At 61.4% G+C, this 13,205-nt stretch carries 7 protein-coding genes; 6 read left to right on the top strand and 1 reads right to left on the bottom strand.

The window, feature by feature from the left end:
• The first annotated feature begins 79 nt into the window (after window positions 1-79).
• From cysK to BMY98_RS15420, 4 genes are all read left to right on the top strand, one after another.
• A complete protein-coding gene (gene cysK / locus BMY98_RS15435) occupies window positions 80-1,054 on the top strand; it encodes a cysteine synthase A (protein WP_074890628.1) in 975 nt (324 codons plus the stop codon).
• 328 nt (window positions 1,055-1,382) lie between these two features.
• Complete coding sequence (locus BMY98_RS15430; protein WP_074890626.1) at window positions 1,383-2,321, top strand: aspartyl/asparaginyl beta-hydroxylase domain-containing protein; 939 nt, start codon at window positions 1,383-1,385, stop codon at window positions 2,319-2,321.
• A gap of 185 nt (window positions 2,322-2,506) precedes the next feature.
• Window positions 2,507-3,829 carry an OprD family porin gene (locus BMY98_RS15425; RefSeq protein ID WP_074890624.1) on the top strand — a complete coding sequence of 441 codons (1,323 nt, stop codon included), beginning with the start codon at window positions 2,507-2,509 and terminating at the stop codon, window positions 3,827-3,829.
• 394 nt (window positions 3,830-4,223) lie between these two features.
• Complete coding sequence (locus BMY98_RS15420; protein ID WP_074890621.1) at window positions 4,224-5,078, top strand: DMT family transporter; 855 nt, start codon at window positions 4,224-4,226, stop codon at window positions 5,076-5,078.
• Window positions 5,079-6,213: 1,135 nt separating this feature from the next.
• On the opposite strand, the gene BMY98_RS15415 is transcribed toward BMY98_RS15420, so the two are convergent.
• Window positions 6,214-9,687 carry a hybrid sensor histidine kinase/response regulator gene (locus BMY98_RS15415; protein ID WP_074890620.1) on the bottom strand — a complete coding sequence of 1,158 codons (3,474 nt, stop codon included), beginning with the start codon at window positions 9,685-9,687 and terminating at the stop codon, window positions 6,214-6,216.
• A gap of 248 nt (window positions 9,688-9,935) precedes the next feature.
• Between BMY98_RS15415 and BMY98_RS15410 the strand changes: the two genes are divergently transcribed.
• Together BMY98_RS15410 and BMY98_RS15405 are read left to right on the top strand one after the other, a co-directional pair.
• Window positions 9,936-11,078 (top strand): TDT family transporter, encoded by a 1,143-nt coding sequence (locus tag BMY98_RS15410; RefSeq protein ID WP_074890618.1) that lies wholly within the window; start codon window positions 9,936-9,938, stop codon window positions 11,076-11,078.
• A gap of 142 nt (window positions 11,079-11,220) precedes the next feature.
• Window positions 11,221-13,092 carry an MFS transporter gene (locus tag BMY98_RS15405; RefSeq protein WP_074890616.1) on the top strand — a complete coding sequence of 624 codons (1,872 nt, stop codon included), beginning with the start codon at window positions 11,221-11,223 and terminating at the stop codon, window positions 13,090-13,092.
• Window positions 13,093-13,205 lie beyond the last annotated feature (113 nt).

Genomic DNA, 13,205 nt, shown 5'->3' with positions numbered 1-13,205 from the left:
TCGGTTCGCTTCGACTGGACGTTGCACCGGCTCAAGGCATAGGCTTTGAGCTTTTCCAAACCTGCACAAGGACCCGGTCATGAGCCGTATTTACGCAGATAACGCCCATTCCATCGGCAACACGCCACTGGTGCAGATCAACCGCATCGCGCCACGCGGGGTCACCATCCTGGCCAAGATCGAGGGGCGTAATCCGGGGTATTCCGTCAAGTGCCGGATCGGCGCGAACATGATCTGGGACGCCGAAAGCAGCGGCAAACTCAAGCCCGGCATGACCATCGTCGAACCCACCTCCGGCAATACCGGCATCGGCCTTGCGTTTGTCGCCGCAGCCCGTGGCTACAAGCTGACCCTGACCATGCCGGCCTCGATGAGTATAGAGCGGCGCAAGGTGCTCAAGGCCTTGGGCGCGGAACTGGTATTGACCGAGCCGGCGCAGGGCATGAAAGGCTCCATCGCGAAGGCCGAGGAGCTGCTCGCCAGTGATCCCGCCACGTACTTCATGCCGGCGCAGTTCGAAAACCCGGCCAACCCGGCCATTCACGAGAAGACCACCGGCCCGGAAATCTGGAACGACACTGACGGCGCCATCGACGTGCTGGTGGCGGGCGTCGGCACCGGCGGCACCATCACCGGCGTTTCGCGCTACATCAAGCACGCCATGGGCAAGCCGATTATCTCGGTGGCTGTCGAACCCATGGGCTCGCCGATCATCACCCAGGCGATGGCCGGTGAAGAGATCAAGCCTAACCCGCACAAGATTCAGGGCATCGGCGCAGGTTTTATCCCGAAAAACCTCGACCTGTCGATTGTTGATCGCGTCGAACTGGTCAGTGATGAAGAAGCCAAGGCCATGGCCCTGCGGCTGATGCAGGAGGAGGGGATTCTTTGCGGTATCTCCTGCGGCGCGGCCATGCACGCAGCGGTGCGTCTGGCCGAGAAGCCGGAAATGCAGGGCAAGACGATCGTGGTGGTACTGCCGGACTCGGGTGAGCGCTACTTGTCGAGCATGCTCTTCAGCGACCTGTTTACTGAACGCGAGCTGACCCAATAGTCGTGTCCGCATCCGCTTCGGCTTTTTACGCGGCGGACTAAAGCTTATGATGACCGCCATTCGAAACCCGCCGTGTGATTGTCCCAGCTCATCCGTCGGGTTTTGTGTTGCACTAGAATCCGCACGCCGCGTGCTGTTGATTCATGTAGGAGCGTGGCTTGTCCCGCGATCGGCGACGCAGTCGTCGTGATTTCTGCTAACACGGTGTGTCAATTGCAACGCATCGCTAGGGTTTGCTGCCGGTTTCCGGCAGATCGCGGGACAAGCCACGCTCCCACAATCGTTTTTATCGTGCCGCCAGATTTTTGCCTGTTCCAAGGAGAGTTTCATGACCCTTTCTTTTGCTGTCAAAGCGGCGATTCTGCTGCTGTTTGTCGGCAGCACGCTGTACGTGCATTTGCGCGGCAAGGCGCGTTTGCCGGTATTGCGCCAGTTCGTGAATCACTCCGCACTGTTCGCCCCGTATAACGCTTTGATGTACCTGTTCTCCAGCGTGCCGTCCAAGCCGTACCTGGACCGCAGCAAGTTTCCCGAGCTCGATGTGCTGCGCGACAACTGGGAAACCATCCGCGACGAAGCCATGCACCTGTTCGACGAAGGCTATATCCGTGCCGCTGCCAAGGACAACGACGCGGGTTTCGGTTCGTTCTTCAAAAAGGGCTGGAAGCGTTTTTACCTCAAGTGGTACGACAAACCGCTGCCATCCGCCGAGGCGTTGTGCCCCAAGACGGTGGAACTGGTCAGCCGCATTCCCAACGTCAAAGGCGCGATGTTCGCTCTGTTGCCCGGCGGCAGCCATTTGAACCCGCACCGCGACCCGTTCGCCGGTTCGCTGCGATATCACCTGGGCCTGTCGACGCCGAACTCCGACGATTGCCGGATCTTCGTCGACGGTCAGGTCTACGCCTGGCGCGACGGTGATGACGTTATGTTCGATGAAACCTACGTGCACTGGGTCAAGAACGAAACCGACGTCACCCGCGTGATCCTGTTCTGCGACATCGAGCGACCGTTGAGCAATCGCTTCATGATCGCCGTCAACCGCCGCGTCAGCGCATTTCTGGGCCGTGCCACCGCGCCGCAGAACACCGATGACGAACGCGTCGGCGGGATCAATCAGGCCTATGCGTTCAGCAAGCGCTTCAGCAACAGCTTCAGCGGCAAGGTCAAGCAGTTCAAACGCGCCAACCCCAAGGCCTATCGCATCCTGCGTCCGGTGCTGGCGGTGATCGTGCTGACGCTGCTGGGCTACTGGTTGTTCGGCTGAACAAACGGGTCTATCGAGCGCCGTTGCAGACTGTGCAGCGGCGCTTTTTTGTTTCTGGCGGACGGCCATTCATGGCTAATAGCACGCCCATTCAATCCCGCTAACCACCCTGCGCCGACCATTGAGTGCTCCTGGTTGTCGTCATCACGCCTTTTTGCCAGGAACATTTTGAAGAAGGCAGATCCATGGCAAGCCGAATATCCCTGTTGTCTCTCGCGTTACTCTCATGCTCCAGCAACCTGATGGCGGCCACTGCCGATGAGGAACATGGTTTTCTCGCCGATACCTCGCTGAATGTGCTGGCACGCAACTTCTTTCTGGATAACGACTACCGCACAGGGCACGCCGGGCAGAGTTACCGCCAGGAGTGGGCGCAGGGGTTTATCGCCAATCTGCAATCAGGGTTCACCCAAGGCACTGTCGGGTTCGGCGTCGATGCGCATGCGTTCTACGGCCTGAAACTCGACAGCGGAAAGGGGCGAGCCGGAACCGGTCTGTTGCCGCTGGGCGATGACGGGCGAGCTGCCGACGATTATTCCGATGCGGGCGGCGCGCTCAAACTGAGGATTTCGAAGACCACGCTGAAGTTTGGCGAAATGGAAGTGGAAACCCCCGTGCTGGATACCGGCGACAAGCGCCTGCAACCGGAGTACGCCACGGGCTTTTATCTTGACAGCGGCGACGTCGATGGACTGAAGCTGGTGGCCGGGCACTTTACCGCCTTCAAGAACCAAAACGCTTCGACAGCCAAGGGCGATTTCGATGGCTACGGTGCCAGCACCCGCGGTTCGTCGCTGAGTCTGATGGGTGTCGAGACCACTGGCGATTCTCCATTCGGCGGCTCGGTGTACGCCTCACAGCTCACTGACACCTGGCGGCAGTACTACACCAATCTGCATCACTTGAGCGTGCTGTCGGACAACAGTTCGTTTTTGCTGGACGGCAATCTCTACCGCACCCTGGATCAGGGCGACGCAAAGGCAGGCGCACTGAGTAACACCGCTTACAGCCTGCTGGCGAAATACAGCGTTGGCTCCCAGGGATTCTCCCTTGGTTGGCAGAAGATCGACGGCGACACGCCATTCGACTTTGTGGGGGGCGACTCGATCTATCTGGCCAACTCGATCAAATACGCCGACTTCAACGGCGCGCATGAGCAGTCGTGGCAGGCGCGCTACGACCTTTCGTTCGCCGCCGTTGGCATTCCCGGTCTCACGTTCATGACCCGCTATGTGCGCGGCAGCGGCATTGATGGCACCCATGCGCCACGGGGCGCGGTGTATCAGCCGTTAGATGACGTCACCGGACGTTATCAGCCGATTCAGGGCAAGGACGGACGTCACTGGGAGCGCGACATCGACCTGAAATACGTCGTTCAGTCGGGACCGGCCAAAAACCTGTCGTTCGACGTGTCCCATGTTTCGCACCGGGGTAACGACGCTGAGGGGGGCGACGATATCGACCGCTTGTATATCGTGGTGCAGTATCCGCTGAACCTGCTGGACTGAGTCGTCCGGTCAAATTGGCCGACGTGCAAAACGCTGTTGCGCGAGACCTCGTCGGCTGTTTATAGTCGGCCTCGTTGCTGTAACACCTGGCAACACTGAGTCACTCCTTCAGAAGATGAACACGATGCCCGCATCCCGCACCCGGTTCGCTTTCTCCGCCACGGCTCGCGCTGTTGCGGAACCGTGCGGCTGCATGCAAATCGCTTTCATCACGCGCTACCCGCCACCCCCACCTGTGAATAGCCCTGTCGTGTGCGCCGTTGCACCGCCAGGCGTCGTTGCGCTCGGCTGATCGACTGCCTCAACGCTGTCGACCGAAGCCTGCAAACGTTCGCAAAACATCCGTGAATCCGGTTCGTGCCGGGTCCGATTTTGTCTGAATCACAGGTGACTCATGTTCGCTCATAAAGCCTTGGCCTCGATGGCCACGACGACCCTTTTCGTCCTGCTCTGGAGCAGCGGCGCAATTGTTTCCAAGTGGGGCCTGACCCACGCTTCTCCTTTTGCGTTTTTGCTGTTCCGTTTTCTGCTGGCGCTGGGGGCGCTGGCGATTCTGATCCCGGCCTTGGGGTACAAGCTTCCCGCCACACGAGCCTCGATGGGCTTCGCCCTGATGACGGGCGCTGTGCTGCTGGGCGCTTATCAGATCTGCTACCTGCTGGCGCTGGACATGAAAGTCGCGCCTGGCGTGATGGCCACGATCATGGGCGTGCAACCGATTCTGACGGCCGTGCTGGTCGAGCGCAGCCGCTCGGGGTCACGCATGTTCGGCCTGAGTCTGGGGCTGGCGGGTCTGGTGCTGGTGGTCTGGCAAGGCATCGGCGACGGCGGATCGCTCGCCGGCATGGCTTTCGGCGTGCTTGGCATGTTGAGCATGACCGGCGGCTCGATCATGCAGAAGCGCATCACCGACAACCCCCTCGGCACGTTGCCGGTGCAATACCTTGCGGGGACGGTGGTCTGCGCGGTGTTCGTACCCTTTCAGCCCTTTCATTTCGAGCACAGCATCGGCTTTTACGTGCCGGTGCTGTACATGGGGCTGGTGGTGTCGGTGCTGGCGACGTTCCTGCTCTACCGGCTCATCGCCCAGGGCAATCTTGTCAACGTCACCAGCCTGTTCTACCTGGTGCCCGGCGTCACCGCGATGATGGACTACCTGATCTACGGCAACCGCCTGGCGCTGATGAGTATGCTGGGGATGGTACTGATCGTGGTGGGGTTGGTGTTTGTGTTCAGGAAGGTTGAGTAGAACCTGCCGAGCGTCCGGCGAACTCGTCGGACGCTGCGGATGAACCTGTAGGAGTGAGCTTGCTCGCGATCTGGCGCGAAGCGGCAGTAAACCGGTGCATGCGTTGTGTCAGGGGTAACCGAGGCGTCAGGTTTACGACTGCTACGCAGCCGATCGCGAGCAAGCTCACTCCTACAATGATCGTCTTCTGCCGCAGCATCCATGCGCCGATCGTGGTTTGGCGGAATGTGCCCACCGTGATGCAAGGATCGTGGTCTGAGGCGAATTTTTCGGACGCTGCGGATGAACCTGTAGGAGTGAGCTTGCTCGCGATCTGGCGCGCAGCGGCAGCACACCGGTGCATGCGGTGTGTCAGGCGTAACCAAGGCGTCAGGTTTACGACTGCTACGCAGCCGATCGCGGGACAAGCCACGCTCCTACATGAATCGTGGTTTGGCGCGGAATTTGGGCACGGTCAGGTACGGTTCGTGGTCTGGACGAATTCTTCGGACGCTGCAAAAACTGTAGGAGCGAGGCTTGTCCCGCGATCTGGCGCGCAGCGGCAGTAAACCGGTGCACGCGGTGTGTCAGGCATTGCCGGGGCGTCAGGATTTACGACTGCTGCGCAGCCGATCGCGAGCAAGCTCACTCCTACATGAATCGTGGTCTTGCGCGGAATCTGCGCAAGGGCAGGCACGATTTGTGGTCTGCGCTGATTTCATCGGGCACTGCAAAAACTGTAGGAGTGAGCCTGCTCGCGATCTGGCGCGAAGCGGCAGTAAACCGGTGCATGCGGTGTGTCAGGCGTAACCGAGGCGTCAGGTTTACGACTGCTGCGCAGCCGATCGCGAGCAAGCTCACTCCTACAATGATCGTCTTCTGCCGCAGCATCCATGCGCCGATCGTGGTTTGGCGGAATGTGCCCACCGTGATGCAAGGATCGTGGTCTGGGGCGAATTCTTCGGACGCTGCGGATGAACCTGTAGGAGTGAGCTTGCTCGCGATCTGGCGCGAAGCGGCAGTAAACCGGTGCATGCGGTGTGTCAGGCATTACTGAGCGTCTGGTTTACGACTGCTGCGCAGCCGATCGCGGGACAAGCCACGCTCCTACAGTGGATCGGCGTTCGCATTATGTTGGTGTCCACCAACCTGACGCTCAACCCAACCGCACATGCCGACTCAACAATGCCCGCAGCGCTGCGGGCTTCACCGGTTTGGCCAGGTATTCGAGGCCGGCGGCGTGTACCTGGGCGATCAGCTCCGGGCGGCCGTCGGCGCTGATGACCACGCCAGGGACCGGCTCGCCCAGCTGCGTACGCAGCCAGCCCATCAGTTCGGTGCCGATTTCACCGTGGTCCAGGTGGTAGTCCACCAACGCCAGATGCGGACGAATGCCATCGTTGAGCAGGGCCTGGCATTCCTCGCGATTGCGCGCGGTCCAGACCTGGCATCCCCAGCGGCTCAGCAGGCTGTTCATGCCCATCAGGATGCTGTCTTCGTTGTCGACGCACAGAATCTGCGTGCCGTTCAGCGCGGCGCGTACAGGTTCGGTCGGCGCAGCGACCGGCGTCGGCAAGGCGGGCGCCAGCGGCACCGTAACGGTGAACACGCTGCCTTGGCCTGGCCATGAACGCACTTCCAGGGAATGACCAAGCACGCGGCACAAGCCGTCGGCAATCGCCAGTCCCAGCCCCAGGCCTTTCTCGGCGCGGGTCTGATGGCTGTCCAGACGCTTGAACTCCTCGAAAATCACCTGCCGCTTGTCTTCCGGAATGCCCGGCCCCCGGTCCCAGACCTCCAGGCTCAGCTGCCCGTTGCGCCGCCGCACGCCCAGCAGAATCGGCCCCTTGGCGTAACGAAACGCATTGGTCAGGAAGTTCTGCAGCACCCGCCGCAGCAGCTTGGCATCGCTGGCCACGCGCAACGTGCTGCCGCGCACGCGGAAATCCAGACCCTGCTCCTGGGCCAGCGCCTTGAATTCGGCGCCGAGGGTTTCAAACAGATTATTCAAGGCGAACGGCGTGATGGTCGGCGTGAACTTGCCGTTCTCCAGACGCGAAATATCCAGCAGGTCGCTGATCAGGTCTTCGGCCGAACGCAGCGAGCTGTCCAGATGCTGGATCAGCTGTTTCGCCTCCGCGGGCACATTGTCGTCGTTGTGCAGCAGCGCCGCAGAGAACAAACGCGCAGCGTTCATCGGCTGCATCAGGTCATGGCTGACGGCGGCGAGAAAGCGCGTTTTCGACTGATTGGCGGCTTCCGCATGGGCCTTGGCTTCGCTCAGTGCCGTGTTCAGCTGCGACAGCTCCCGCGTGCGTTCAGCAACGCGCTGCTCAAGACTTTCGTTGGCGCCCTTGAGCGCATGCTCGGCCTCGCGGAATGCGGTGATGTCAGTGAAGCTCATGACGAAGCCGCCGCCGGGCATCGGGTTGCCGATCAGCTCGATCACCTGCCCGTTGGGAAACAACCGCTCGGACGTATGCGCGCGGCCCTGGCGCATCCAGTGCAGCCGCCGGGCGACGTGCACCTCGGCCTCGCCGGGTCCGAGCAAACCGCGCTCGGCGTTGTAGCGGATGATGTCGGCGATGGGCCGTCCCACGCTGATCAGCCCTTCCGGGTAATTGAACAGCTCCAGATAGCGCGCGTTCCAGGCCACCAGTCGCAGGGATTGATCCACCACGCTGATGCCCTGGGTAATATTTTCGATGGCGCCCTGCAGCAGGGCTCGGTTGAACTGCAACACTTCGGAGGCTTCGTCGGCGATGCGCACCACATCCTCGAGCTGCATGTCGCGGCCTTCAATCGCCGCTTTGACCACGGCCCGTGTCGACGACGTGCCCAGCACCCCCGCCAGCAAACGTTCGGTGTGGGCGATCCAGTCGCCGGTGGCGTTCTGGTTAGGGTTGAAGCCTTTGCCCTGGCGGTAGGCGAAGCGGATGAAGCTTTGTTGCGCCCGCTCTTCGCCCACGAAACGCGCCGAGAGTTTAAGCAAGTCCTCGATCTGCACCGCCAGCAGCGAGCGATTGTTGGGCCGCGCCTGCAATTCCTGACCGATGAAACGCCCCGCCTGCCAGTGTTCGGACACGCGTGTTCGCGACAGCAGCGAGACCCACACAAACAACGCGAGGTTGCCGAGCATCGACAGGACCACGCCTTGGGTCAGCGGGCTGATCGGCAGATTGAGCGGGTTGCTGTGCAGCCACGCCAGCAGCGGGAAAGTGCTTAGCGACCAGCCCATGCTGTGGGCAGTGATTGGCAGCACAAGCGTGTAAAACCAGATGAACACCCCGGCAGCGAGCCCGGCGAACACGCCGCGACGATTGGCCGGTTTCCAGTACAGCGCGCCGATCATCGCCGGCATCAGCTGGGTGATGGCGGCGAAGGCGATCTGGCCGATGGTCGCCAGGCTCGCGGTGGAGCCGAGCAACCGATAGCTGACGTAGGCGAGCAACAGGATGACGACGATGCTGACCCGGCGCACCGAGAGCATCCAGTGGCGGAAGACTTCAAACGGGCGCTCGGCGGTTTTGCGCCGCAGCAGCCACGGCAGCAGCATGTCGTTGGAGACCATGGTCGACAGCGCGACGCTGGCAACGATCACCATGCCGGTGGCGGCCGACGCGCCGCCGATGAATGCAAGCATCGCCAGCGCCGGGTGGGCGTGGGCCAACGGCACGCTGATCACGAACGAGTCCGGCAGCACCGAGGCGGGCAACAGCATCTGTCCGGCCAGCGCAATCGGCACCACGAATACGGCTGCCAGCAGCAGGTACGCCGGGAACACCCACTTGGCCAGGCGCAAATCCTCGGGCTCGATGTTCTCCACCACGGTGACGTGAAACTGCCGGGGCAGGCAGATGATCGCCATCATGGCGACGCCGGTCTGCACCACCATCGATGGCCAGTTGACCGTTTCTTTCCAGTACTCCTCCAGGCGCGGCGCGAGCATGGCCTGGTTGAACAGGTCATCCACGCCGTCGTACAGCCCGAAGGTCACGAACGCGCCGACGGCCATGAAAGCGAACAGCTTGACCAGCGACTCGAAGGCAATCGCCAGGACCATGCCGCGGTGGTGTTCGGTGGCGTCAAGGTTGCGTGTGCCGAAGACGATGGTGAACAGCGCCAGCACCAGCGACACGATCAGCGCGGTGTCCTGGGCGCGCGTGCCGGTGGCGTCGGCGCCGGCACCAATGAGAATGTTCACCCCCAGCACGATGCCCTTGAGCTGCAGCGCGATGTAGGGCAACACGCCGATCAGGCAGATCAGCGCGACGACGACGGCCAAAGTTTGCGACTTGCCGTAGCGGGCGGCGATGAAGTCGGCGATTGAGGTGATGTTTTCCTGTTTGCTGATCAGCACCATTTTCTGCAGCACCCAGGGCGCCAGCAGCAACAGCAAAATCGGGCCCAGGTAGATCGGCAGAAACGACCACAGTTGTTCGGCTGCCTGGCCGACCGAGCCGAAAAACGTCCAGCTGGTGCAGTAAACCGCCAGCGACAGGCTGTACACCCAGGCGCGAAGGCGCGGCGGCAGCGGGGTGCTGCGACGGTCACCGTAGAAGGCGATGGCGAACATGATGGCCATATAGGCCAGGGCGACGGCAGCGATCAGCCCGCTGGACAGCGACATAGGAACTCCAGAGACAAACGGCTAGCGGTTTCGGTGGCGATCCCTCGCCGGCCGGACAGTCTCGCACGCCGCGTCGGGTTCGTCTGTTACGACCAAGGTCTGAACGGCGCGGTGTCGCAGGAGCGCGGCGAATCCTGTGATCGGCATATATCGGGGAAATCTATGAGGCATAGCTAAATTACCCGCTTAGTCGATATCAGCTGCCGCCCTACTATGGGGACCACCTCACACGAGGACAGGAGCGAGCCATGACCCACGCCATCTTCATCCCGCAAAGACCCTTCAGCCAACTGAGCCATCCCCGGGAAGTCATCCGCCAATTCACCCCCAACTGGTTCGCCGCGACCATGGGCACCGGCATTCTTTCGGCTGTGCTGGTGCAGCTTCCGGTGACCATCCCCGGTGTGTTCCAACTGGCCGAAGCCTTGTGGATGCTGAACATCGTGCTGTTCCTGACCTTTAGCGCCCTATACATCGCCCGCTGGGTGATGTTTTTCGACGAGGCACGGCGGGTGTTCGGGCATTCCACGGTGTCGATGTTTTTCGGCACGATTCCCATGGGCCTGGCGACACTGATTAACGGACTGCTGACTTTCGGCCTGCCACGTTGGGGCGATGCCGTGCTGCCGTTCGCCGAGCTGTTGTGGTGGCTGGACGTGGGGATGTCTCTGGCCTGCGGCGTGGTCATCCCGTTTTTGATGTTCACTCGCCAGGAACACCGTATCGATCAGATGACCGCCGTCTGGCTTCTGCCGCTCGTGGCCTGTGAAGTAGCGGCGGTCAGCGGCGGGCTGTTGGCGCCTCACCTGTCCGATCCTCACGGACAGTTCAGCGTGCTCATCACCAGTTACGTGCTGTGGGCGATGTCGGTGCCGGTGGCGTTCAGCATCCTGACCATCCTGTTGCTGCGTATGGCCTTGCACAAACTGCCCCACGAAAGCATGGCTGCGTCGAGCTGGCTGGCCTTGGGGCCGATCAGCACCGGCGCGTTCGGCCTGATTGTGCTGGGCGCCGATTCGCCGCTGATCTTCAACGCCAACGGCTTGCCCGGCGTCGGCGAAATCGCGTCGGGCCTTGGCCTGATCGGCGGCGTGATTTTATGGGGTGTCGGCGTGTGGTGGTGCCTGATGGCGCTGCTGATCACCGCGCGTTATCTGCGCAACGGCATCCCGTTCAACCTGGGCTGGTGGGGTTTTACCTTTCCACTGGGCGTGTTCGCGCTGACTACCCTGAAGCTGGGTGCGGTGCTTCATCTCGGGTTCTTTGCGGTTCTCGGCACCTCGCTGGTCGCCGCGCTGAGTGTCCTGTGGCTGGTGATCATGAAGCGCACCGTGAGCGGGGCCTATAAAGGCGAGCTGTTCGTTTCGCCGTGCATCGCTGGCTTACGCTAGATACCGCTCCCACGCTCTAACGGACTATCCGTTGGAGCGCATGCTCGACTTTGCCGCCGGTGTCGTCTTCAATGTGGCCCGGAACCGCCGTTCGGCGTTCCCATAAGAAAGCCGACACCGGCGCCACTCAGGACCAGGGAAGATGAGTCAGTCGCAGTTCAGTTTGTTGGGTAAGCGGCGCTTTCTGCCGTTTTTCGTGACCCAGTCCCTCGGGGCGTTCAACGACAATATCTTCAAGCAGTCGCTGATCCTCGCCATTCTCTACAAGCTGAGCATCGACGGTGACCGGTCCATCTACGTCAACCTCTGCGCCTTGCTGTTCATCCTGCCGTTCTTTCTGTTCTCGGCGCTGGCCGGGCAGTTCGGCGAGAAATACCCCAAGGACAAGCTGATCCGCATGATCAAGGTCCTGGAGATCGTGATCATGGTCGTGGGGGCAACGGGCTTTCTCTTCAATCACCTGTCGCTGATGCTGGCCGCACTGTTCGCGATGGGTACTCACTCGGCGCTGTTCGGGCCGGTGAAGTACTCGATCCTGCCCCAGCACCTGCATGAGAACGAACTGGTGGGCGGCAACGGCCTGGTGGAAATGGGCACGTTTCTGGCGATCCTCGCCGGCACCATCGGCGCCGGCGTGATGATGTCGGCGACCCATTACGCGCCCATCGTGGCGGCAGCGATGGTCTCGGTGGCGTGCCTGGGTTATCTCGCCAGCCGGGGCATTCCGCCGGCAGCGGCCGCGTCGCCGGACATGCGCCTGAACTGGAACATCTTCAGCGAATCCTGGGCCACCCTGAAACTCGGCCTGGGCCAGACCAAAGCGGTGTCCCGCTCCATCGTCGGCAACTCGTGGTTCTGGTTCGTCGGAGCGATTTATCTGACGCAGATCCCGGCCTACGCCAAGGAGTTTCTGTACGGCGATGAAACCGTCGTCACCCTGATTCTGACCGTGTTCTCCATCGGCATTGCCGCCGGCTCCATGCTCTGCGAACGACTGTCCGGGCGCAAAGTGGAGATCGGTCTGGTGCCGTTCGGCTCCATGGGCCTGACCGTGTTCGGCTTGTTGCTCTGGTGGCATTCCGGTGGTTTCCCGCAGAACGTACAGGCTAACAACTGGCTGGCGATTCTGGATTACGGGCAGGCGTGGTGGGTATTGCTGGACATCCTCGGCATCGGCGTCTTCGGCGGGTTTTACATCGTGCCGCTGTACGCGCTGATCCAGTCGCGCACGCCGGAGAAAGAGCGCTCGCGGGTCATTGCGTCCAACAACATCCTCAACGCGCTGTTCATGGTGGTCTCGGCGATCGTTTCGATCATCTTGCTGAGCGTGGCGAAACTGTCGATTCCGCAGTTGTTCCTCGTCGTCTCGCTGATGAACATCGCGGTCAATGCCTACATCTTCAAAATCGTGCCCGAGTTCACCATGCGCTTCATGATCTGGCTGCTCAGCCATTCCATGTACCGCGTGGAGCATCGCGACCTCGACCAGATCCCGGATGAGGGCGCGGCATTGCTGGTCTGCAACCATGTGTCGTTCGTCGATGCGCTGTTGATTGCCGGCTCGGTGCGCCGGCCGATCCGCTTCGTCATGTACTACAAGATCTTCAACCTGCCGGTGCTGAATTTCGTGTTCCGCACCGCGGGCGCGATCCCGATTGCCGGGATCAAGGAGGACAAGGCGGTGTTCGACAAAGCGTTCGAACGCATCGCCCATTACCTCAATGAAGGCGAGCTGGTGTGCATCTTCCCGGAGGGCAAGCTGACCACCGACGGCGAGATCGACACCTTTAAAAGCGGCATGACCCGGATCTTGCAGGAAACCGACGTGCCGGTGATTCCGCTGGCGCTGCAGGGGTTGTGGGGCAGTTTCTTCAGCCGCGACCCGAACAAGGGCGTGTTTCGCAGGCTGTGGTCGCGAGTGACCCTTGTGGCCGGTCCGGCGTTGACGGGTGAGGAGTCGCAACCGGCGCTGGTGCGTGAGCGGGTGGCGGAGTTGCGGGGGACGGTGCGTTAGTCAGAGGGGCGGTGTGTTGATCAGGGATCCGATATTTCAGACTGCTGAATAGCCTGCGGGAGACTGCTGGTTGACCTGCGACAGATCACCTGCGAAAGACGGACCTGTGGGAG

The sequence above is a fragment of the Pseudomonas graminis genome (genome assembly GCF_900111735.1).
GTDB classification, from domain to species: Bacteria; Pseudomonadota; Gammaproteobacteria; order Pseudomonadales; family Pseudomonadaceae; genus Aquipseudomonas; species Aquipseudomonas graminis.
Note: the sequence above shows the minus strand (reverse complement) of the source record. Positions and strands in the feature narration are given on the sequence as shown.